Origin of the sequence: Methylobacterium sp. E-041 (genome assembly GCF_022829665.1) — a bacterium.
Classification (GTDB): domain Bacteria; phylum Pseudomonadota; class Alphaproteobacteria; order Rhizobiales; family Beijerinckiaceae; genus Methylobacterium.
The window spans coordinates 64,810-86,120 of sequence record NZ_JAKSYQ010000134.1 but is presented as its reverse complement, the minus strand read 5'-3'; the positions used below and the strand labels follow the sequence as shown (position 1 = coordinate 86,120).

Below are 21,311 nucleotides of genomic sequence, written 5' to 3'. Positions count from 1 at the left end.
GCCTAGGTGATGCGGCGGACCGGAGCGCGCCGGTAGGCGACGCGGGCCAGAACCACGGCGCCTCCGAGCTGCAGGAAGCCGTTCTCGGCGAGGTCGGACGGCGCCAGGTGCCAGTGGACCAGCCCGCGCGTGAGCGCGTTCAGGGCCATGAGGACGAGGCAGAAGGCGGCGGCGGCAAGCAGCGCGGCGACGAAATCGGGCATGGCTCGGCATCCCACTCTCGGACGATGCCGGCCGCCGCAAGAACCGCGCCGGGCGCGTCAGACCGTCGCCCGCATCGACGCCCGCTCGCCGAAGGTCGCGAACCAGGCGGCCAGGCCCAGTCGGCTCGCGCGCCAGCCGAGCTCGGCGAAGCGCAGGTCGAGGTAGCCGAGGGCGCAGGCGAGCGCGATGGTGCCGATGTCGACGCCCGCGAGCGACGGCGCCTGCGTCTCGAACCAGTCGAGGGCGCTGACGATCTTGGCGGTCTGCCCGTCGATCCACGCCTGCGAGCGCTCGGATTCGGGTCGCGCGGTCAGCTCGTAGCGGATCAGCAGGGCGGCATCGAGCACCGCGTCGGCGGTCGATTGCAGGTTCAGCGCGGCCCAGCGCGCTGCGCCCGGCGCCGGGAACAGGTGGCCGCCAGCGAGCGCATCGAGGTACTCGCAGATCACCCGGCTGTCAGCGATCGCCGTGCCGTCGTCGAGGATCAGGGTCGGGACCTGCGCCAGCGGATGCACGCTCAGCACGCGCCCGTCCCGGGTCACCGGGTGGACGGCGCTCGGCAGCGTCTCGATGCGCTCGGCCAAGCCGAGCTCGTGGGCCGCCACCATCACCTTGCGGACGAAGGGCGAGGTCGGGGAATGGAACAGCTTCATCGGGGTCTCGTCGGCGGAGGCGGCGCGATCAGCGCCGGGCGGCGGGTTTGGCCGGGACGGTGCCGGCCGTCGCCGCCGGCGTGACGGCGGCGGGCGGGCTCGCGCGCGGCGTCTCGACGAAGAGGCGCTTCACCGGCCAGCCGTCGGCCCAGCGCTCCATGTCGCCGAAGCGCGGATTGGTCTTCAGGCCGGTGGCGTCCTGACCGGCGAAGGCCGCGGTCGCCGCGAGGTCGAAGGTCTTCCAGAACGCGAGGTAGTCGAGGGTGTCGGCGCGGGCGTTGTTGATCTGCGCCACCAGCGTCTGCTGCTCGCCGGAGAGCGACATGTCGGCCGACCACTTGAACGGCGGCGGCTTGGTGTCCTTCGGGTCGGCCGGCAGCTTGATCGCCGCGCCGTCGAACGCGGCATCGAGCCCGGCCGGCGCCGCAAGCGTCGCGGTGAGCGCCGGGAAGCCGTGGTCGTCGGAAAGCGCGCGCATGAACAGCTTGCGCTCCGTCGGCACGGCGCTCGCCTCGCGCAGCAGCCGGCGGGCGGCCAGGTCGGCCGCGCGGGCGTCGCGATCGCCGATCATGGCGATCAGCAGCGTCTGCGGCGCGATCTTCGCGAGATCGCCGAGCACGATGCCGCGCGACTTCGGCCCGCTGGCGATGCCGCCCGGCATCACCCCGAACACCAGCTTCGGCACGGGCAGGTCCTGCGCCTTCGCGTCGGCCGCGATGTCCATGGCGAGCGGGACGCCCGCGAGGTGGCCGATCAGCGCGACCTTCCCCAGGTCGGGCTTGCCCTCCGCGTCGGCGGCCAGCGCCTCGAAGGCGGTCTTGAGCGCGCCCTCCGCGTTGGCGACCGCATCGACGGGCCGGGTCCGGTTCACGTCCTGGAAGCGCGGGAACAGGACGAGCCAGCCGTTGCGGGCGAGATGGTCGATCCAGGCGCCGTAGCTCTGCGGGTTGGTGGCGCCCCAGCCGTGCAGGAGCACCGCGACCGGGCGCCCCTCGGCGGGGGCCGCGCCGGCGGCGTGGAACACGAAGGTCGAGGCGCCGGTGCGCCCGACCGCGCGCTTGACGATGGTGAGCTTGCGGTCGCCGACGCCGCCCGGCCCGTCGTTCGGCTGGGCCGGCGGCGCCGCGGCCGCGGCGGGCAGCACCGAGACGAGGAGGCCGAACAGGCCCGCAGCCAACGGGCCGCGATGGTCTTTCAGGAACATGGACGGCTCGATCGCTTCGAGAAGGGGGGCAGACCGCTCGCGGGCCGGCATAGCAGATTCGGCCCCCGGGGCGATGCGCCGGCCTCCTCGCGGCAGGCCCTGCACCGGGGCGGGGTTCGCACGGCGAAGCCTCAGGGTTCGAGGGCGTGCGGGACCAGCTTGCCGCCGGGGCCGATCACCGACGGCCCCGTCGACGATCCGGCCGGGCGCCCGGCCGCCTGCTCGACCCAGGCCAGGATGTCCTCGGCCCGCCACGGCTTCGGGATGAAGGTCGCCGAGACGCGCAGGTCGCTCGGCTGGTCGCCGGCATCGCCCGAGGTGAGGAGCACGCGCACCCGCGGCCACGTGACGCCGATGATCCGCGCCAGCTCGAAACCGCCGATCGGTCCCGGCGTGCGCACGTCCGAGAAGACCACGCTGACCTCGTCGCCGCGATCGTTGAGGATGGCAAGCGCCCGCTCCGCCGTCTCCGCCTCGATCACGGTGAAGCCGGTTTCCTCCAGGAGGGTCGCGGCGAGGAAGCGCTCGTCCGGCTGATCCTCCACCACGAGGATGACGGGCTTCTGTCCGGGCGGGTTCACGTCGGTCATAGCCGGGACACTCTAAGCGGGCCGGATGGTCGGCCCCTCGGATCGGTCGTTCATCGCCATCGTCGATGCGAACGGGGGTCGACCCGTGCGTGCACGCGCCGCCCGGCCCCATCCTGGCATAAGCCGGTCGTCCCCGCCGTGTCGGATAGGGCACACAACCCTGAAGGAGCGTGCCGGAGCCGCCGTGACCGCTGGTCGCGGCCCGTCGGCGCGACCTAGCCGACGCCGTTCGCCTTCAGGAATGCGAGGGCGCGGCGCCAGCCGTCCTCGGCCGCCTCCTTGCGGTAGCTCGGCCGGTAATCGGCATGGAAGCCGTGCGGGGCGTCCGGGTAGACGACCAGCTCCACCGGCTTGCCGGCGGCCTTCGCCGCGTCGCGGGCGGCCTCGGCGGTCGCGACCGGGATGCCGGTGTCGGCGCCGCCGTAGAGGCCGAGCAGCGGTGCGTTGAGCTGGCCGGCCACCGATCCGGCGCTGCGCGGCTGGATGTCGGTCGGGTCGCCGCCGAGCGGGCCGTACCACGCGACCGCCGCCTTCAGGTCGCGGCGGTGGGCGTCGTAGAGCCAGGCGGCACGGCCGCCGCGGCACCAGCCCATCACCCCGAGGCGCGCCGGATCGCCCTTGGCGGCGGAGGTCGCCCAGGCGACGGTGGCGTCGAGGTCGCCGATCCACTGCGCGTCCGGCGTCTTCGAGATCACGTCGCGGATGATCAGCTTGGGGTCGGTCATCTGCGACAGGTCGCCCTGTCGGGCGTAGAGTTCCGGCGCCACGGCGCAGTAGCCGGCCTTGGCCAGGCGACGGCAGATGTCCCTGATGTATTCGTGGACGCCGAAGATCTCCTCGATCACCAGCACCAGCGGAAACGGCCCGGCCCCCTCGGGGACCGCGCGATAGCCCGGCATCGGCCCGTCGGCCGCCGGGATCCGCACCTCGCCGGCCTCGATCCCGGTGTCGTCGGTGTGGATGACCTGCGCCTCCACCGGCGTCACCGCGAGGGTGAAGCCGCTGATCAGGCTCGTCATCACGAAGCCCCGCCGCGACAGCGGCGGGACGATCAATCCGTCGAGGCCCTCGCCGCCGCCGTCGTTGTCGTGCGTCATGCCGTGCTCCTCGAACCCTCCGGCCAGCGCACCACGCCGCCGGGCCCGGGTCAACCGTGCGGAGCCGCCCGGGCGGGACGCTCAGGCGCCGGCGGAGACCCGTGCCGGCCGGCGCGCCGGCACCGAGACGGGCCGCGGCGCGGGCTGCGGCCGCAGTAGGTCGGCGAGCGCGACGAACCCATCGGCCTGCGGCGCCTGCCCGGCGCGGAAGCCGAAGCCGAGAGCGAAGGCCTGGCTCAGGCCGGCGTCGCGCGCAATGCCGAACGCGTCGAGCGCGGTCAGGAACGCCTCGCGGAACAGGCTCGGCCGGCACCAGCTCTTCTCGGCCATCTGCAGCGGCCAGTCCCACAGGCCCTCGGCGCGGCGGGCGGCGAGCACGTCGCGACCGATGAAGTAGCCGGTCGTGCGGTGTTCCAGGCCCTCGCCCGACAGGGTCCAGTCGGCGTTGCGGAACAGGACGGCCTTTGCGCAAGAGGCGATAGTTGCGTCGATCATCGGGATCCTCGCCACCTTCGCGGAAGAGGCGCGACGATCGCGCGCCTGTTCCACGTGGAACATACGAGGAACAGTGATCCGCAACGGAACGGGCGTCAAGCGCGATGTTCTCGATGTGTTCATATTTTCCCGGCGCCACGGCGCTCCGGGTCAGCGTGCCTGGAACAGCGGGTGCTCGACGCGGTCGCCGGCCTTGATCCCGAGCTTGGCGGCGATGCCGGCATTCAGCTCCAGCACCGAGAGCACCGGCTCCGGCGATGCGATGATGGCGGTCGACAGCGGCTCGGTGTCGGCAGCGACCCGGGCGATGGTGCCGTCGGCGCGGATGAACAGCATGTCGAGCGGCAGGTAGGTGTTCTTCATCCACATCGCGACCGGCTCGGACCGCTCGAAGTCGAACAGCATGCCGTGGTTCGGCGCCATCGTGCGGCGGAACATCAGCCCGCGGGTGCGGCCGGCATCGTCGCGCATCACCTCGACGTCGAAACGGTGGGTGCCGTCCTTGGAGCGGATGCTCAGCGGCTCGGTCTGGCTCCTGGCCTGTCGCGCCTCCTGGGCCGAGGCGGGAGCGAGCGCCGACGGCAGGGCGGCCATGCCGAGGAGGCCGAGCGCCAGGCCGCCGGCGAGAAGGTTTCGGACGCGAGACAAGCGCAACACCATCAATGCGAGGACGGAACGGCTCCGTCGGGCAGCCGGACCTCGGCGGCCATCACGCCCTTGGAGCCGTCGCCGTATCGCACGAGCACCGTCTCGCCGGGCTTCAATTCGGCGATACCGTAGCGTCGCAGGGTTTCCATGTGCACGAAGATGTCCGGCGTGCCGTCGCCCCGCGTCAGGAAGCCGAAGCCGCGCAGGCGGTTGAACCACTTCACCACGGCGGTCTCGAGCCCGCTCGTCGGCGTCACGCTGACATGGGTGCGCGGCAGCGGCAGCTCGGACGGGTGCGTGGCGGAGGATTGGTCGAGCGACAGGACCCGGAAGGCCTGCCAGCCGCGGGCGCGCTCGGTCGCCTCGACCACGATGCGGGCGCCCTCGCTGGCGTTCTGGTGGCCGTCGCGGCGCAGGCAGGTCACGTGGAGCAGCACGTCGGGCATGCCGTCGTCGGGGACGATGAAGCCGAACCCCTTGGCGACGTCGAACCACTTGATCCGGCCCGACACCTCGACGAGGTCGAGCGGCTCCTCGACGTCGGTCTGCGACGAGGCGCCGATGCCCGCGCCGTCCGTTGCCCGTGAGCTCGCCGGCCCTGATCCGAACCCGTCAGACATGTCGATAAGCAACCTACACCGAATCGCGACGTGCGTTTCCCGGCCAGGATTAACGAAGTCTTGAAGCGGCGAAAGCCTCTTTGCCCGGCAGGCTTGGACGGTCCGATGGCAATGGCCGGCCCGATCGGCACGCTTCCGCAGCGATCCGTGCCGGTTCGGCGAGCATCGAGCAGGCCCAAGTCCGTGTCCGGACTCACGCTTTTGCGCCGGCCGACCCCATCGGAACGCTCCCGGCGGAAACAACCGGGTTCGGTCACTTTCTCGTGACTGTTGCTGCGGCGCAGCAGGTGGCGGGTGCACCGTCGACGCGCCGTCCACCGCACGAATCTTCGGAGCCGCCCATGGCCGCGCGCGGCGAATGGTGCTTAGGGGGCCGGCCATGCCACCCCATCCCACATTCGCCCCGACGAACGCGCTGGAAGCGCCTGCCGTCGCGTTCCGCCGGATCCCGGCGATCGATGCGGGGCGTGCCGCCGCGCTCGCCGCGATGGCCGCCTATCACCTGACCTGGGACCTCGGGTACCTCCGCCTCACGCCCGAGAACGTCGCGCTGTCGCCCGCGGGGCGGGTCGCGGCGCACGTCATCGCCGGAACGTTCCTCGTTTTGGTCGGGGTCGGTCTGGTGCTGATGAACGGCCGCGGCGTTCGGCTGCGGCCGACCGCCCTGCGGCTGCTGCGAGTCGGCGGGGCGGCGGCGCTGATCACCCTGGCGACGTTCTACGCCTTCCCGGACAGCTTCATCTTCTTCGGCATCCTGCACTGCATCGCGGTGTCGAGCGTGCTGGCGCTGCCGTTCCTGTTCGTGCCGGCGGTGGTGACGGCGCTGGCCGGCGCCCTGGTCGTGGCGCTGCCGCACCTCGTGGCGCATCCGCTGCTCGATGCGCCCGCGCTGTTCTTCCTCGGCCTCGGCCGGCTGACGCCGCAGACCAACGACTACGTGCCGCTGTTCCCGTGGTTCGGGATCGTGCTGCTCGGGGTTGCCCTCGGCCGGATCGCCCTGCCCTGGTTCGCGCGCTCGCGGGCGGGTCTCTGGCAGCCGCGGAGCCGAGGCGCACGGGCCGCGACCTTCGCCGGCCGCCACAGCCTGGCGATCTACCTCGTGCACCAGCCGCTCCTGCTCGGGGCGCTGACGGGCCTGGTCGCGCTGACCGGGCCGCATCCGCGCGCCGGACTGGCGAAGTTCCGGGCGGACTACGTCGAGACCTGCACCCGCACCGGGGGCGAGCCGGACTCGTGCCGGATCGCGGCGCGCTGCACCGCCGACGCCCTGCGCAGGGAGGGCCTGTGGTCGGTGGAGGGCCGCGGCTTCACCGTGCCGGAGCGCATGCGGGCGCAGGGCCTGTCGCAGCGCTGCTACGAGGCCTCCGAGGGCACGGCGCCGCCGCCGTAGCCCCCCGTTCCGGAATGCCTCAGTCCTTGGCGCGCTCGACGTAGGCGCCGTCGGCGGTCATCACCACGATGCGGGTGCCGGCGGCGATGTGCGGCGGCACGGTGGTGCGGACGCCGTTCGACAGGGTGGCCGGCTTGTAGGAGGACGAGGCGGTCTGCCCCTTCATCGCCGGCTCGGTCTCGGCGACCTCGAGCACGACGCGCTGCGGCAGCTCGATCGTCAGCGCCACGCCGTTGTGCTGCGAGACCATCACCGCCATGCCCTCCTGCAGGTAGGGGGCGGCGTCGCCGACCACGTCGGCCGGCACCTGGATCTGCTCGTAGCTCTCCGGGTTCATGAAGTGGAACCCCTCCGAGTCGCTGTAGAGGAAGGTGTGCTCCTTGTCCTCGACGAAGGCGCGCTCGACCTGCTCGGTGGTGCGGTAGCGCTCCGACACCTTCACCCCGTCGGTGATGCGGCGCATGTCGAGCTGCGTCACGGGGGTGCCCTTGCCGGGATGGATGTTCTCCGCGAACAGGATGACGTAGAGCTTGCCGTCCTTATCGACGACGTTGCCCTTGCGGAGGGTAGAAGCGATCACCTTCACGGGGTCAGGTCCTGCGTTGACAAGGCGGGGTTCGCGCGCCTAGCGCGGTGCCCCGCGGGAGAGGCATATCCCTCGAGAGCGATATCGGGCTCCGGCACTATCCTATCCGCGGCCCGGTTGCCAGCCGCGCCAGTATCGGTCCGCCGGGAGCGCGCGTGTTCGAAGCCGGAAACGTCCGATCCGCCGATCGCAGGGCCGCCCGGTGACGGCGGCCCCCTCCCCGTGGTGGGCGCCGCACCGGCACGCCGACCGGCGCCCGCTGCTGATCCTGCGCAACCGCATCGCCCATGCGCTCCGCGGCCACTTCGCGGCCCGCGACTTCGTCGAGGTCGAGGCCGCCTGCCTTCAGGTCTCGCCTGGCAACGAGGCGCATCTCTCCGCCTTCGCTACCGAGGCGATCGGCGGCGACGGGCTGCGTGCGCCGCTCTACCTCCACACTTCGCCGGAATTCGCCTGCAAGAAGCTGCTGGCGGCCGGCGAATCGCGGCTGTTCAGCCTCGGCCACGTCTTCCGCAACCGCGAGCGCGGGTTGCTGCATCATCCCGAATTCACGATGCTGGAATGGTATCGCGCCGGCGAGCCCTACGCCGTGCTGATGGCCGACTGCGCCGACCTGCTGCGGCTCGCGGCCGAGACGGCGGCGACGGCGCGGCTGCGCCATCGCGATCGGACCTGCGATCCCTTCGCCGATCCGGAGCGGCTGACGCTGGCCGACGCCTTCGACCGGCATGCCGGCATCGACCTCCTCGCCACCCTGTCGCGGGACGGCGCCACCGATCGCGACGGGCTCGCCGCCGCGGTTGCGCAGGCGGGCCTGCGGGTGGCCGCCGACGACACCTGGGCCGACCTGTTCAGCCGCGTGCTGGTGGCGCGGATCGAGCCGCATCTCGGGCACGGGCGGCCGACGATCCTGTACGAGTACCCGGTGAGCGAGGCGGCGCTCGCCCGCCCGAGCGCGGACGACCCGCGGGTGTCGGAGCGGTTCGAGCTCTATGCCTGCGGCGTCGAGCTCGCCAACGCCTTCGGCGAGCTGACCGACGCCGCCGAGCAGGGCCGGCGTTTCGCCTGCGAGATGGCGGAGAAGCATCGCGTCTACGGCGAGACCTATCCGATCGACGACGACTTCCTCGACGCTTTGGCGGTGATGCCGGAGGCGTCGGGCTGCGCGCTCGGCTTCGACCGGCTGGTGATGCTCGCGACCGGCGCGCCGCATATCGAGGACGTGATCTGGACCCCCGTCGCGGGCGGAACGCGATGAACCGCCCGCTGCGCAGCCCGGACGAGCTCGCCGCCGCGGGCCTCGTGGCGCCGGTCGACCTGCCGGCCCTGCGGGCGGTGGCCGCGCGCTACGCCGTGTCGATCACCCCCGACATGGCCGAGCTGATCGACGCCGCCGACCCGCATGACCCGATCGCCCGCCAGTTCGTGCCGCGGGCGGAGGAAGTCGTCACTGCGGCCGAGGAACGCGCCGACCCGATCGGCGACGCCGTCCACGAGAAGATGCCCGGCCTCGTCCACCGCTATCCCGACCGGGTGCTGCTGAAGCCGCTCCACGTCTGCCCGGTCTATTGCCGCTTCTGCTTCCGCCGCGAGGTGGTCGGGCCGGAAGGCGCCGGCACGCTGAGCGAGGCCGAGCTCGATGCGGCGCTGGCCTACATCGCCGCCGACCCGGCGATCTGGGAGGTGGTGCTGACCGGCGGCGACCCGTTCGCGCTCTCGCCGCGCAGGCTGGCCGATATCGCGCGGCGGCTCGAGTGCGTGCCCCACGTCAAGGTCCTGCGGGTCCACACCCGCGTGCCGGTGGTGAGCCCCGCCCTGGTGACCGACGCTCTGATCGCCGCGCTGAAAGGCTTCGGCCGGGCGGTGTTCGTGGCCCTGCACGCCAACCACGCCCGCGAGTTCGGCGCCGAGGCGCGGGCCGCCTGCGCGCGGCTGGTCGATGCCGGGATCCCGATGGTGAGCCAGACGGTGCTGCTCGCCGGCGTCAACGACGATGCGGCGGTGATGGAGGCGCTGATGCGGAGCTTCGTCGAGAACCGGATCAAGCCGTACTACCTGCATCACGGCGACCTCGCGCCGGGCACGGCGCACCTGCGCACCGGGCTCGATGCCGGGCAGGCGCTGATGCGCACGCTCCGTGGCCGGCTTTCGGGGCTGGCCCAGCCGACCTACGTCCTCGACATCCCCGGTGGCCACGGCAAGGTGCCGGTCGGGCCGGGCTACGTCGCGGCGGATCGCGACGGCACCCGGATCACCGATCCGAACGGCGGCGTGCACGCCTATCCGCCCAAGCCGTATCGGCCCGAGGCGAGCGAGCAGGAATAAGCCGATGCGCAGGCTCTGGGGGCGGGCGAACTCCGTCAACGTGCAGAAGGCCCTCTGGGGGCTCGACGAATCCGGCCTCGCCTACGAGCGGGTCGAGGCCGGCGGCGCGCACGGCGTGGTCGCCGACCCCGCCTACCGGGCGATGAACCCGAACGGCCTGGTGCCGGTGCTGCAGGAGGACGACTTCGCCCTGTGGGAGTCGAACGCGATCCTGCGCTACCTCGCGGACGGGGCGGAGGGCGTGCTCCGCCTGCCCGACGACCGGCGCGAGCGGGCGCAGGTGCAGCAATGGCTCGACTGGCAGGCGACGAGCTTCACCCCGGCGATGCGCGACGCGTTCTGGCAGCTCTACCGCGCCTCGCCGGATGCGCGCGACCACACGCTGATCGCCGCCTCGCTCGAACGGTCCGAGGCCCTCGCCGCGATCCTCGACCGGCACCTCGCCGACCGAACCTTCGTCGTCGGCACGCGCTTCTCGATCGCCGACATCGCGCTCGGCTGCGCCGCCCACCGCTGGCTCGCCCTGCCGGCGGAGCGCGTCGAGCGGCCCGAGATCCGGCGCTGGTACGCGGCGCTGGTGCAGCGGCCCGCCGCCGCCCGGATCTTCGCCGCGCCGATCAGCTGACGCCCGCACGTCCTCGCCGATCGGCCTTGCCCCTGCCCTGCTCAACCGTTGCCCGCCTTGCCCCCGCCCCTGCGCGACCCACTTGGGCGTCAGGCAGCCCGCCCGGAGACCGCACCCCGATGGCCCTCGACCCGACCCTGCGCGACGCCCTCTCCGCGGTCACCGTGGCGAGCCTCGCCCGCGCCCTGGCGCGCCGCGGCGTCCCGGCCTGCGCGCTCTCCGGCATCGCCGGTTCGGGCCGAGCCGTCGGGCCGGCCGTGACGCTGCGGATGATCCCGGCGCGCGGCGAGGTCGCGCGCTCGCTCGCGGAGGCGATCGAGGCGGTGCCCGAGGGCGCCGTCGTCGTGGTCGATACCGGCCGCTCCGGGCTCGCCCTCCCCTTCGGCGCGATCCTGGCCGCGCGGCTCTCCGCCCGCGGCGTCGCCGGCCTCGTCACCGACGGCTGCCTCGCAGCCGAGAGCGGCCTCGCCGTCTGGGACGCCGCGTTCGCGCCGGGCGAGGGTACGCTTCAGCTTGCGGGCTCCGGTGAGCCGATCGCCTGCGCCGGGGCCGCGGTGCATCCCGGCGACGTCGTGGTCGGCGGCTCCGACGGCGTGGTCGTGATCCCGGCCGACATCGCCGAGGCGGTGGCGCTGGAGGCGGTCGAGCAGCAGCGCCTCGATCTCTGGCTCACCCGCGAGGCGGAGAAGGGCGCGAGCCTCGCCACCCTGCTGCCGCCGGACGCCGAAACCCTGGCCCGCTACGAGGCCGAGACGAGGGCCTGAGGTCCGACGCCCGCCGGACCCGCGCCGATGTTCTTCCCGCTCTCGAAGGTGATCTTCTTCCTGATCACCCCGTCGAACGTCTTCGCCCTCGTCGGGCTCGTCGGCGTCGCGCTGACGCTCGCGACCGCGCGGCGGCGCCTCGGCGGAGCTTTGAGCGCGTTCGGCCTCCTCGGCCTGCTCGCAGGCGGCCTGTCGCCGCTCTCGGCCTGGGCGGTGCTGCCGCTGGAGCAGCGCTTCCCGGCCTACGCCGACGATCGCCCGCCCGACGGCATCATCGTGCTCGGCGGCGGGATCGAGGCCGGGTTGTCGTCCGGCCGCGGGCAGGTGGTCGTCAACGATGCCGGCGAGCGGCCGATCTACATGGCCGATCTCGCCCGGCGCTACCCGCAGGCGCGGCTGATGTTCTCCGGCGGCAGCGGCAGCCTCGTCGACGGGGCGATCGCCGAGGCCGACATCGTCAGCCGCGACGCCGATACCCTCGGCCTGCCGCGCACCCGGCTGATCCTGGAGAACCGCTCGCGCAACACCCGCGAGAACGCGCTGTTCTCCGCCGCGATGGCCCAGCCGAAGCCGGGCGAGCGCTGGCTGCTGGTGACCTCGGCCTTCCACATGCCGCGGGCGATGGGCTGCTTCCGCGCGGCCGGCTTCCACGTCGTCGCCTTCCCCGTCGACTACCGCACCCGCGGCCCGCGCGACGCGCTGCGCTTCGGCAGCTTCGCCTCGGAGGGGCTGCTGGTGCTCGACCTGGCGGTGAAGGAATGGATCGGCCTCGCGGTCTACCGGCTCGCCGGCTACACCGACGCGCTGCTGCCGGGGCCGGCGGATCAGCCCTCGGGGAGCGACAACCGGTAGATCCCGCGAAAATCGTCCGGATCGGCGGGCTTGCCCTTCCGCAGGATGGCGAGGCGGCCGGCCTTGGTCAGGCGCACGGCGATGCGGCGCACCGGCTGCATCAGGGGGCTCCACTGGTCCGGATCCGACCCCGCCAGCGCGCGTGCGACCTCCGAAGGGCAGATGGTCTTGCCGGGGCCGCGCTCGGCCACGAGACGCAGCATCGTCTCCTCGATCGCGTCTTCGCTGCGGGTTCCGGTGCGGTCGTCGCTCACGGCGTGGATCCTTCGGCGGGCGGGGCGCCGTCGGCGAGCAGGATCGCGCGGATCTCGGAGACGAACTGGCGCCGCCACATCACGAACACGACCGCCGTCGTCGAGGCGACGAGGAAATAGGGGCTGACGAACCACCCGAGATACGCCAACGCGAAGAAGAACGCACGCTGCCCGCGGGCGAAGTGGAGCCCGGCCGCGGTGTTCATCGCCGCCACGCGCCGTGCGGCGCGCAGCATTGCGGACTCGCTCGCCCCCGAGCCCTTGGGCGGCACGGTCCCGAGCAGGATCGCGCTGTAGTTGAACAGCCGGTAGGCCCAGGCGAACTTGAAGAAGGCATAGACGAACACGACCGCGAGCCCTGCGACCTTGATCTCCCAGGTCGTGCGCGTGGCGATCGTGCCGAAGGGCAGCGTGCCGAACAGGTTGAGCACGTCGTCGCCGGAGCGCGACAGGGTGAGCACGCCGCCGAGCGCGATCAGCGACGTCGAGGCGAAGAAGGCGGTGCCGTTCTGCAGCGAGGCGTTGATCGTGGTGTCGACCACGCGGTTGTCGCGCACGATCAGCTGGCGCGCCCACTCCTCGCGCTGCGCGTTCATGATCTGGCTCAGCGACACCATCCGTCCGCGCAGGCGCCCGACGGAGAGGCCGTAGCCGAGCCAGGCCAGCACGAAGTAGATCAGCGCGCCGAGGTCGATCGGCGAGAACCCGGAGGGCAGGTAGGCGGCGAGCAGCGTGGTGGAAGGGAGGTCGGTCATCGTCCCCGGGGTGCCCATCGGGCCCGCGCGCCGCGCCGGCCGTGGGCGCATCGGGACCGCGGGATGGCTACCCCGGCGCGGCGCGCGCTGTCGAGACGCGCCGGAGCAGGCCGTCCATGCGCGGGTCCCCTCACTGCCGGATCGCGAACCCGGAGGCGCCGGCGGACGGCTCGCCGGCCGTCACCTCGACTCGCTCGACGCGGGCGCCGGGCGGCCCGGCCCAGCACGCCTGCACCATCGCCTCGACTGCGTCGGCCGGCCCGGTGAACGCGGCCTCGACCGCCCCGTCCGCGCGGTTGCTCACGTGCCCCGACAGGCCGCGCGCTTCGGCCTCGCGCCGGGTCCAGGCGCGATAGGTGACGCCCTGGACCCGGCCGACGACGACGACGGCGACGCTTCTGATCTCGCTCATGACGGCACAACGCGGCCGGACGCCGGAGGTGTCCGGCCGCGTCGGGTCGTTCTCAGCGGGCGATGGCGGCGCGGCCCTGCGGACGGCCCTCGACGCGGGCCGGATCGACGGTCTTCTGACGGTAGGTCAGGTACCAGGCCACCGAGATGAACAGCACCCCGCCGACGAAGTTGCCCAGCGTGACGGGAATCTGGTTCCACAGCCACCACTCGCTGAAATGGACCGGCGCGCCGAGCATCATGCCGGCGGGAATGACGAACATGTTCACCACCGCATGCTCGAACCCCTGCGCGAAGAACAGGAAGATCGGCAGCCAGGCGCCGAGGATCTTGCCGAAGGTCGAGGTCGACATCATCGACATCGTCACGCCGAGGCAGACCATCCAGTTGCACAGCATCGCCTTGACGAAGCAGGTCAGCATCCCGGCCGTGCCGAGGTTCTCGTAGGCGATCGTCTTGGCCGAGGCGATCTCGACCAGCTTCTGCGCGACGCCGGCGACGGGCGTGTGCCACGCATTGGTCAGCGCGATCACCAGGAGCAGCGCGTACAGCACGCTGCCGAGCAGGTTGCCGATGAAGCTCCAGGCGAAGTTGCGCATCATCGGCGCGAACCCGATCCGGTTCTCCATCCAGGACAGCGTCAGGATGCCGAAGTTCCCGGTGCAGAGCTCGAGCCCGAGGCACACGATCATCACGAAGCCAACGGGAAAGACGATGGCGCCGACGAAGGGCACGCCGGTCTGCACCGCCCCGGTGAGGGCGAGGCTGGTGGCGATGCCGAGCAGCGCGCCCGCCATCATGCCGCGCACGAGCATGTCGCGGATCGACAGCTCGGCGCGCATGACGCCCGAATCGCTCATGGTCGCGGCCATGTCCGTAGGTTTAACGAAGTCCATTGGCGGAAGGCTCCCGGTGTTCGATGTTCTGCGATCCGGGAGCAGGCAAGGTCAGGGCCAAACCGGGCGTTGAAGCCGCGGCATCTGCGTCGCACCTAGGTCGGCGCTCCGCGACGCCAGCCGCGCACCTCGCGCAGGTAGGGGGGCGGCAGCTGCGCCGCCTCGCCCGCCGCGAGCACGGCCTCGAGATAGCCGGGCTTCGGCACGCCGCAGGCGGTGGAGCGGCCGAGATAGATCAGCGCGCGCTTGACGCCGCCCGCGGTCGCGACCGGCTGCGAGGCCTTCACGTAGAGGCCGCCGGCAACGCCCTCGTAGCGGTCGAGGGCGGGGACGTCGGCGAGGGCCAGCTCCCACAGCACGCCCCAGACCGTGTGGCGCCCGTCGCGCACCACCGAGGCGTAGCCCTCGCGCATGACGATGAAGCGGTGGCGGTGCAGCCGGCCCTGCCCGATCAGCCGCGAAGCCGGGCAGCGGGAGGCCATGGCGGCGGCATCCATGTTGGCGCCGTAGGCGAAGTAGAGAGGCATGGATTTCGGTGCGAACCGGTCGGGTCGGGGAACCCCCGGTTACTCGCCGGACTTCCGATCGTCGCGGCGGATCGCCCATTCATTGGCGCGCATGGCGAGATAGGCCACGGTCAGCATGATGGCCGGAATGACGAAGATGACGAAGATCTCACCGGAGTTCATGGTTTGAGGCTCCGCAGGACGCGCCTTGCGATCCAATGTATGCCGAACCCAGTGCAAAGCCAGACCCCGGCGAAGAACACGGCCACGGCGGTCGGTTTGGGGGCGTTCGCGATCCCGAAGCTCACGGCCGTCACCGGCGTCACCACCCCGATGATGATGAACGCGGCGGCGATCGTGTTGAGCCCGGTCGCAAGCAGTTTCGTCTGCTCGTTGTGAACGAGGCTCATCGCCGCCGGGTCTCAGGACGCTGACGCGAGTCAGGCGAATTCCAGGATCACCGCATCGACGGCGAGGCTCTCGCCCTCCTTGGCGTAGACCTTCGCCACCGTGGCGTCGCGCTCGGCGCGGAGCACGTTCTCCATCTTCATCGCCTCGACGATGGCGATGGCCTCGCCGTTCTTCACCTCCTGGCCTTCGGTGACCAGAATCTGCTTCACCAGGCCGGGCATCGGGCAGAGCACCTGCTTGCCGGAGCCGGCATCCTCCTTCACCGGCATCAGCGCGGCGAGCTCGGCCTCGCGGCGAGTGTAGACGCGGGCCTCGGCCGCGGCGCCCGCATGCTGGAGCGCGACGCCGTTGAGCAGCCCGCGCACCTGGATCGCGACGCGCTGCGCGCCGATCGTGCCGGTCCAGACCGGCTCGCCCGGGCGCCAGTCGCTCTCGACGACGTGGGCGGTGCCGTCGGCCTCGGTGACGACGAGGCAGTTCTGCGCCAGCGCATCCTCGTGCGGATCGACGGTGACGGGGAAGGCCTCGCCGGCCAGCATCACCACCCGGTCGCGCTCGAAGTGCAGCAGCGCGGGGTCGCGCATCTGGCCGGAGATGCCGCGCTTGCGCGCGTTGAGCTTGTGGTCGATGGCGGCCGCGGCCGCCATCATCCGCTGCGCCACCGCGCCCTTCGGCTCGGGCGCGGAGAACCCTTCCGGGAACTCCTCGGCGATGAAGCCGGTGGACAGCGCCCCCTCGCGCCAGCGCGGATGCGCCATCAGGGCGGCGAGGAACGGGATGTTGTGGCGGATGCCGTCGATGGCGAAGGCGTCGAGCGCCTCGGCCTGGAGCTCGATCGCCTCGGCGCGGGTCGGCGCCCAGGTGACGAGCTTGGCGATCATCGGATCGTAGTGGATCGCGATCTCGCCGCCCTCCTCCACGCCGGTGTCGTTGCGGACCTTGCCGGTGCCGAACGTGCCCTCCTCCGGCGGCCGGTAGGTGGTGAGCCGGCCGATCGAGGGCAGGAAGTTGCGGGTCGGATCCTCGGCGTAGACGCGGCTCTCCACCGCCCAGCCGTCGAGCGTCACCCGATCCTGCGTGAGCGGCAGCGTCTCGCCGGCCGCCACCCGGATCATCAGCTCGACGAGGTCGACGCCGGTGATCATCTCGGTGACCGGATGCTCGACCTGGAGGCGGGTGTTCATCTCCAGGAAGTAGAACGACTTGTCCTGGCCGGCGACGAACTCGACCGTGCCGGCGGAATCGTAGTCCACGGCCTTCGCCAGGGCGACCGCCTGCTCGCCCATCTTCCGGCGGGTGGCCTCGTCGAGAAGGGGCGAGGGTGCCTCCTCGATGACCTTCTGGTTGCGGCGCTGAATCGAGCACTCGCGCTCGCCGAGGTAGACCACGTTGCCGTGCTTGTCGCCGATCACCTGGATCTCGATGTGGCGCGGATCGGTGATGAACTTCTCAATGAACACCCGGTCGTCGCCGAAGGACGAGGCGGCCTCGGACTTCGCGCGGGCGAAGCCCTCCGCGACCTCGCCCGAGGCGTAGGCGATGCGCATGCCCTTGCCGCCGCCGCCGGCGGACGCCTTGATCATCACCGGGTAGCCGATGCCGTCGGCGATCTCGACGGCGTGCTCGGGGCTCTCGATCACGCCGAGGAAGCCCGGCACCGTCGAGACGTTGGCGGCGGCCGCCGCCTTCTTGGATTCGATCTTGTCGCCCATCGCGGCGATGGCGCCGGCGTTCGGGCCGATGAAGACGATGCCGGCCTCGGCGAGCGCGTTGGCGAAGGCCTCGCGCTCGGACAGGAAGCCGTAGCCCGGATGCACCGCCTGCGCCCCGGTCTGCTTGCAGGCGTCGATGATCTTCTCGATGACGAGGTACGATTGCGCCGCCGCCGCCGGGCCGATGTGGACGGCCTCGTCGGCCATCGCCACGTGGACCGCGTCGCGGTCGGCGTCCGAGTAGACCGCCACGGTCTTGATGCCCATGCGCCGCGCCGTCTTGATGACGCGGCAGGCGATCTCGCCCCGGTTTGCGATCAGGATCTTGTCGAACATCTTTTATCGCGCTCGGGTCTGGTCGTCTTCAGGAAGCGGCTTGGCGTGAGCCGGATAGAGCGTTCCCGATAAAGCAGATCCGCAGGCGACGGAAGCTGTGCCGGCGGCCGATGCCTGGGCGACCGCGGTCAAAAGTTTTTGGTCTCGTTTCAAGCGGCCAGCGCGAAGCGCGGCCGGTCGGTCCTGGCCGGCTCGCGGGTCCAGCGGTTGGCTTCCATCGCGAACACCATCAGCGCCTCGGCGCTCCCCTGCGCCTCCCGGACGATCTCGACGGCGATTCGCGCGCCGGCCGGCGTCGGGCCGGTGAGGCCGGCGAGCGACGCCGAAAGCCAGGCGGCGACCGCGCGGTCGACGTAGCCCGAGGGACGCTCGCCCCAGACCGCGAAGTCGACCACGAGGGCGACCAGCGCGTCGGCGAAGGCCGGGTCGGCGTCGGGCACCGCCCGCTCCAGGGCGATCAGCATGTCGGCCTCGTCGCGATGGGCGATGCCGTCCGGCAGCACGTCGCGCAGCAGGGCCTGCACGTCGGCCGCCGCGATGCGGCCCTCAACGACGGCATGGTTGCAGAAGTCTTGAAGAGAAACGTTGATCATCACCGAATTCCTCCGCGACCTTTGTTCGGTCGCCGCCTGTCCTCGTGTGTATTGGACTGTAGGAGACGAGATCGTCTTCAGAGGTTAACGGCCAAATCTGAACCGGCGTTCAGGTTAAAGCGTGCTCACGAATGAGCGTTTCGAGAATCTTGCTTTTTTCGAGCGACATGCCGGCATCTGTCGAGACCGCACGATCGTCGCCCGCTCTCCGGGAACGCAGATGAAACGTCACCCGCTCACCGCTATCCCGTCATTCCGGGGCGCCGCAGGCGAGCCCCGAATCCAGAGCCGCCGGCGGTGGCGGATCCGGCTGGCGTCGGCGGTTCTGGGTTACGGGCTCTGCTTCGCAGCCCCGGAACGACGAGGGGAAACGGACCGAAGGTCGTCCGCCCTCAGCGCACGATCACCGTCGCGCCCACCGGCACGCGGTTGAACAGGTCGACCACGTCGATGTTGCGCATGCGGATGCAGCCGGACGACGCGGCCTGGCCGATCTTCTCCGGCTCGTTGGTGCCGTGGATGCGGTAGAGCGTGTCGCGGCCCTTGTCGGAGAGGTAGAGCGCGCGGGCGCCGAGCGGGTTGCCCGGCCCGCCCTGCATCGGGTGGACGTGCGGCCAGCGCTTGACCATCTCGGCCGGCGGGTTCCAGGCCGGCCATTCCGCCTTGCGGTCGACCGTGGCGGTCCCCTTCCAGCCATAGGCCTCGTCGCCCACGGTGACGCCGTAGCGCATCGCCTTGCCGTCGGGCAGCACGAGGTAGAGCTGCCGCTCCATCGTCTGAATCACGATGGTGCCGGGCTGCTCCTTCGTCGGGTCGGTGACCTGGTAGCGGGCGAAGTGCGGGTCGAACTCGGCGTCCGGCACCAGCGCCATGAAGGCGGTGTCCCGTGCCGACAGGGCCGGATCGGGCACCGCCTTGAAGTTGCAGCCCGAGAGCAGCACGGCACACGCGATGATCGGGGCGAAGCGCATGGCGGGCCTCTCTCGAGTGGGCTTCCGCCGTTCGAACCAGGGTTGACGGAAACTGACCGAAGCATAGGCGGACGAGGCACTTCGGCGTAGCGTCCCGCGTTGCCCGCGGGCACAATGCCAAGCGCTGTTGCCGCTTTGCGACAGGTGCGTCCGCAGCGAGGCGGCGCGCACAGCCGGAGGGATGATCGTGACGACCCTGTACGTGAGCCACCCGGCCGCCCTCGACCACGCCGTGCCCGAGGGGCATCCCGAGCGGCCCGACCGCATCCGCGCGATCGAGCGCGTCCTGGAGAACGAGCGCTTCTCCGGCCTCGTCCGCACCATGGCGCCGCAGGCCGAGGCCTCGGTCGCCACGCTCGCCCACCCCGCCGCCTATGTCGAGGCGATCGTCGCGGCCTCGCCCAAGGACGGGATGGTCGCGATCGATTCGGATACGCTGATGTCCCCGGGCAGCCTGGAGGCGACGCTTCGCGCCGTCGGCGGCGGCATCATGGCGGTCGATGCGGTGATGGGGTGCGAATGCAGCAACGCCTTCGTCGCCATGCGCCCGCCCGGCCACCATGCCGAGCGCACCCGGGCGATGGGATTCTGCCTGTTCAACCACGCCGCCATCGCCGCGCGCCACGCCCGCGCCAAGGGCGCGACCCGCGTGGCGCTGGTCGATTGGGACGTGCACCACGGCAACGGCTCGCAGGACATCTTCTGGGACGATGCCGACGTGATGTACGCCTCGACCCACCAGATGCCGCTGTTTCCCGGCACCGGCGCGGCCTCCGAGCGCGGCGCGAAGGACACCATCGTCAACGTGCCCCTGCGCCCGGGCGACGACGGCGCGGTCTTCCGCGAGGCGTTCGAAGCCGGCATCCTCGCCCGGGTCGACGCCTTCGCGCCCGACGTGATCATCCTGTCGGCCGGCTTCGACGCCCACCACCTCGATCCCCTGGCCAACCTGCGCCTGACGGAAGCCGATTTCGGCTGGGCCACGCGCAAGCTGATGGAGGTCGCCGACCGGCACGCCGGCGGCCGCCTCGTCTCGATGCTGGAGGGCGGCTACAGCCTCGACGGCCTCGGCCGCTCGGTGTCGGCGCATGTCGACGCGCTGATGGGGCGATGAGGGAGAGATCGGGTGCCCTCCCTCCCCCGAGAGGGGGGGATCGTCGGGAAAGTGTAGCCAACGATCGTCATCGTCGGGTTTCAGGATAATTCGGCAATCGGAACCGGGATTATGTGGTAATGCCACGCCCGGCGTCGGCCGGCATGGCGGCCGCTCGTCGATGGGGTGGATCGGGTGCGGCAGAGACGTGGCTACGGGCTGGTTTGGGCGACGGCGATCGGGCTGGCCGGTGTGGCGCTCGTCGCGGCTTTCGCCGGCGACGACGTTCGGCAGGTCGCTTCACGGCTGACGAACCTTTTCGTGGCGCGCGATGCGGCCAGGTCCGCCCCCGCCCCCGCCCCCGCCCCCGCCAAGCCCACGCCATTCGCTGCCCCCCAGCGCACCGCGGTCGAGGGCGGACGCGTCGTCGTGGTGCTCACGCCCGAGGAACGCGCCCGGATCGGCCTCGAGACCGCACGGCGGCAGCCCGAATCGCACCCGATCGAGATCCAGGCCTACGGCAGCGTCCTCGACCTCGCGCGGGTGACGGAGCTCACGAATTCCTACGCCGCCGCGACGGCGCAGCTGCAGACCGCGCAGGCGCGGGTCGAGGTCTCGCGGGCCGCGTTCCAGCGCGCCAAATCCCTCGGGCCCTACGCGACGCAGGTTCAGATCGAGACCACCGAGGGCACGTTCCAGACCGACCAGGCGGCGCTCGCCGCAGCGCAGTCGCAGGTGCGGACGCTCAGCGCCACCGCACAGCAGGAATGGGGGCCGGTGATCGGCCGCGGCATCGTCGAGCGCTCGGTCCTCGTGACCCGGCTGATCGAGCGCGCCGACTTCCTGGTGCAGGTGACGCTGCCGCCCGGGGAGACGCTGAAGGGCCGGCCCGGCGCGGCCTTCGCGGAGGTGCCGCCGCAGAGCGAGCGCGTGGCGCTGCGCTTCGTCTCGGCCGCGACCCGCACCGACCAGCGCATCCAGGGCCTCAGCTCGTTCTACACGGTCTCCGGCGACAGCGGCCTCCTCCCCGGCATGAGCACGCTGGCCTTCATCACCTCGTCGCGGGCCGCCACCGGCGTGCTCGTGCCCGAGGAGGCGGTGGTGCACTGGCAGGGCGGGGCCTGGTTCTACCGCGCGGTCGGCGAGACCGGGTTCGCCCGCCACGCGCTCGGCGCCGACCCCGCGCTCTCGGGCGACGGCTTCGTCGTCGCGGATCTCGCCGGCGAGACCGAGATCGTGATGCGGGGCGCGCAGGCCCTGCTGTCGGAGGAGATGAAGGCCCAGGTGCAGGCCGCCGGCGGCGCGGACGACGACTGAGCC

The 21,311-nt window shown here is 71.7% G+C and carries 27 protein-coding genes; 8 read left to right on the top strand and 19 right to left on the bottom strand.

All coding sequences use genetic code 11. From position 1 onward, the window contains the following. Positions 1-2: 2 nt before the first annotated feature. From MKK70_RS12810 to MKK70_RS12775, 8 genes are all read right to left on the bottom strand, one after another. The gene (locus MKK70_RS12810) at positions 3-203 is read right to left on the bottom strand and encodes a hypothetical protein (protein ID WP_147729517.1); all 201 of its coding nucleotides are present in this window, start codon (positions 201-203) and stop codon (positions 3-5) included. Between the two features lie 57 nt (positions 204-260). Then, entirely contained in the window at positions 261-857 is a 597-nt protein-coding gene (locus MKK70_RS12805; RefSeq protein ID WP_243948131.1) for a glutathione S-transferase, read from the bottom strand. A 28-nt stretch (positions 858-885) separates the two neighbouring features. After that, positions 886-2,061, bottom strand: coding sequence for a chlorophyllase/cutinase-like alpha/beta fold protein (locus MKK70_RS12800; protein WP_243934773.1), 1,176 nt, complete (start codon positions 2,059-2,061; stop codon positions 886-888). A 131-nt stretch (positions 2,062-2,192) separates the two neighbouring features. Next, the gene (locus MKK70_RS12795) at positions 2,193-2,651 is read right to left on the bottom strand and encodes a response regulator (RefSeq protein ID WP_147729357.1); all 459 of its coding nucleotides are present in this window, start codon (positions 2,649-2,651) and stop codon (positions 2,193-2,195) included. A 215-nt stretch (positions 2,652-2,866) separates the two neighbouring features. Then, complete coding sequence (locus tag MKK70_RS12790; protein ID WP_243948129.1) at positions 2,867-3,748, bottom strand: dienelactone hydrolase family protein; 882 nt, start codon at positions 3,746-3,748, stop codon at positions 2,867-2,869. Between the two features lie 81 nt (positions 3,749-3,829). Next, positions 3,830-4,243: a hypothetical protein gene (locus MKK70_RS12785; RefSeq protein WP_243948127.1), complete on the bottom strand. Its 414-nt coding sequence runs from the start codon at positions 4,241-4,243 to the stop codon at positions 3,830-3,832. Positions 4,244-4,393: 150 nt separating this feature from the next. Further along, positions 4,394-4,903 carry a DUF192 domain-containing protein gene (locus tag MKK70_RS12780; protein ID WP_187274775.1) on the bottom strand — a complete coding sequence of 170 codons (510 nt, stop codon included), beginning with the start codon at positions 4,901-4,903 and terminating at the stop codon, positions 4,394-4,396. Beyond that, on the bottom strand, positions 4,903-5,511 hold the full coding sequence (locus tag MKK70_RS12775; RefSeq protein ID WP_243948125.1) for a cold-shock protein: 609 nt from the start codon (positions 5,509-5,511) through the stop codon (positions 4,903-4,905). Before MKK70_RS12775 ends, MKK70_RS12780 begins: the two co-directional genes overlap by 1 nt. A 379-nt stretch (positions 5,512-5,890) precedes the next feature. On the opposite strand from MKK70_RS12775, the gene MKK70_RS12770 reads away from it, so the two are divergent. Continuing rightward, positions 5,891-6,901, top strand: coding sequence for a DUF1624 domain-containing protein (locus MKK70_RS12770; RefSeq protein WP_243948123.1), 1,011 nt, complete (start codon positions 5,891-5,893; stop codon positions 6,899-6,901). A gap of 19 nt (positions 6,902-6,920) precedes the next feature. On the opposite strand, the gene efp is transcribed toward MKK70_RS12770, so the two are convergent. Then, a complete protein-coding gene (gene efp / locus MKK70_RS12765; protein ID WP_147728635.1) occupies positions 6,921-7,487 on the bottom strand; it encodes an elongation factor P in 567 nt (188 codons plus the stop codon). A 202-nt stretch (positions 7,488-7,689) separates the two neighbouring features. Here efp and epmA point away from each other — a divergent pair, with 202 nt between their 5' ends. The 5 genes from epmA (at position 7,690) to MKK70_RS12740 (ending at position 12,053) form a co-directional block, all read left to right on the top strand. Then, the gene (epmA, locus tag MKK70_RS12760; RefSeq protein ID WP_243948121.1) at positions 7,690-8,745 is read left to right on the top strand and encodes an EF-P lysine aminoacylase EpmA; all 1,056 of its coding nucleotides are present in this window, start codon (positions 7,690-7,692) and stop codon (positions 8,743-8,745) included. Beyond that, positions 8,742-9,812, top strand: a complete 1,071-nt coding sequence (locus tag MKK70_RS12755) for a lysine-2,3-aminomutase-like protein (protein WP_243948119.1) — start codon at positions 8,742-8,744, stop codon at positions 9,810-9,812. Before epmA ends, MKK70_RS12755 begins: the two co-directional genes overlap by 4 nt. Before the next feature lie 4 nt (positions 9,813-9,816). Next, positions 9,817-10,437: a glutathione S-transferase family protein gene (locus MKK70_RS12750; protein WP_243948118.1), complete on the top strand. Its 621-nt coding sequence runs from the start codon at positions 9,817-9,819 to the stop codon at positions 10,435-10,437. Positions 10,438-10,556: 119 nt separating this feature from the next. Then, positions 10,557-11,201 (top strand): dimethylmenaquinone methyltransferase, encoded by a 645-nt coding sequence (locus MKK70_RS12745; protein ID WP_243948116.1) that lies wholly within the window; start codon positions 10,557-10,559, stop codon positions 11,199-11,201. A 27-nt stretch (positions 11,202-11,228) separates the two neighbouring features. Then, the gene (locus MKK70_RS12740) at positions 11,229-12,053 is read left to right on the top strand and encodes a YdcF family protein (protein ID WP_243936082.1); all 825 of its coding nucleotides are present in this window, start codon (positions 11,229-11,231) and stop codon (positions 12,051-12,053) included. On the opposite strand, the gene MKK70_RS12735 is transcribed toward MKK70_RS12740, so the two are convergent. From MKK70_RS12735 to MKK70_RS12695, 10 genes are all read right to left on the bottom strand, one after another. Further along, positions 12,026-12,256 (bottom strand): DUF3253 domain-containing protein, encoded by a 231-nt coding sequence (locus tag MKK70_RS12735; protein WP_147726996.1) that lies wholly within the window; start codon positions 12,254-12,256, stop codon positions 12,026-12,028. The two genes, MKK70_RS12740 and MKK70_RS12735, sit on opposite strands and share 28 nt — an antisense overlap. 47 nt (positions 12,257-12,303) lie before the next feature. Next, the gene (locus MKK70_RS12730; RefSeq protein WP_243948114.1) at positions 12,304-13,062 is read right to left on the bottom strand and encodes a DUF599 domain-containing protein; all 759 of its coding nucleotides are present in this window, start codon (positions 13,060-13,062) and stop codon (positions 12,304-12,306) included. Between the two features lie 130 nt (positions 13,063-13,192). Next, the gene (locus MKK70_RS12725; RefSeq protein WP_243948112.1) at positions 13,193-13,474 is read right to left on the bottom strand and encodes an acylphosphatase; all 282 of its coding nucleotides are present in this window, start codon (positions 13,472-13,474) and stop codon (positions 13,193-13,195) included. 52 nt (positions 13,475-13,526) lie between these two features. After that, positions 13,527-14,333: a formate/nitrite transporter family protein gene (locus tag MKK70_RS12720; RefSeq protein WP_243948110.1), complete on the bottom strand. Its 807-nt coding sequence runs from the start codon at positions 14,331-14,333 to the stop codon at positions 13,527-13,529. Between the two features lie 131 nt (positions 14,334-14,464). Continuing rightward, the gene (locus MKK70_RS12715) at positions 14,465-14,896 is read right to left on the bottom strand and encodes a gamma-glutamylcyclotransferase family protein (RefSeq protein WP_147726990.1); all 432 of its coding nucleotides are present in this window, start codon (positions 14,894-14,896) and stop codon (positions 14,465-14,467) included. Positions 14,897-14,935: 39 nt separating this feature from the next. Further along, the gene (locus tag MKK70_RS30620; RefSeq protein ID WP_279596219.1) at positions 14,936-15,058 is read right to left on the bottom strand and encodes a hypothetical protein; all 123 of its coding nucleotides are present in this window, start codon (positions 15,056-15,058) and stop codon (positions 14,936-14,938) included. Beyond that, positions 15,055-15,285 carry a hypothetical protein gene (locus tag MKK70_RS12710; RefSeq protein WP_243948108.1) on the bottom strand — a complete coding sequence of 77 codons (231 nt, stop codon included), beginning with the start codon at positions 15,283-15,285 and terminating at the stop codon, positions 15,055-15,057. The genes MKK70_RS30620 and MKK70_RS12710 overlap by 4 nt, the downstream gene beginning before the upstream one ends. A gap of 30 nt (positions 15,286-15,315) precedes the next feature. Further along, positions 15,316-17,334, bottom strand: a complete 2,019-nt coding sequence (locus tag MKK70_RS12705; RefSeq protein WP_147726988.1) for an acetyl/propionyl/methylcrotonyl-CoA carboxylase subunit alpha — start codon at positions 17,332-17,334, stop codon at positions 15,316-15,318. Positions 17,335-17,483: 149 nt separating this feature from the next. Beyond that, a complete protein-coding gene (locus MKK70_RS12700) occupies positions 17,484-17,927 on the bottom strand; it encodes a hypothetical protein (protein WP_243948106.1) in 444 nt (147 codons plus the stop codon). Positions 17,928-18,319: 392 nt separating this feature from the next. Then, positions 18,320-18,898, bottom strand: coding sequence for a L,D-transpeptidase (locus tag MKK70_RS12695; RefSeq protein WP_243948104.1), 579 nt, complete (start codon positions 18,896-18,898; stop codon positions 18,320-18,322). Between the two features lie 187 nt (positions 18,899-19,085). Here MKK70_RS12695 and MKK70_RS12690 point away from each other — a divergent pair, with 187 nt between their 5' ends. After that, a complete protein-coding gene (locus tag MKK70_RS12690) occupies positions 19,086-20,012 on the top strand; it encodes a histone deacetylase family protein (RefSeq protein WP_243936065.1) in 927 nt (308 codons plus the stop codon). 174 nt (positions 20,013-20,186) lie between these two features. Next, entirely contained in the window at positions 20,187-21,308 is a 1,122-nt protein-coding gene (locus tag MKK70_RS12685) for an efflux RND transporter periplasmic adaptor subunit (protein ID WP_409568269.1), read from the top strand. Positions 21,309-21,311 lie beyond the last annotated feature (3 nt).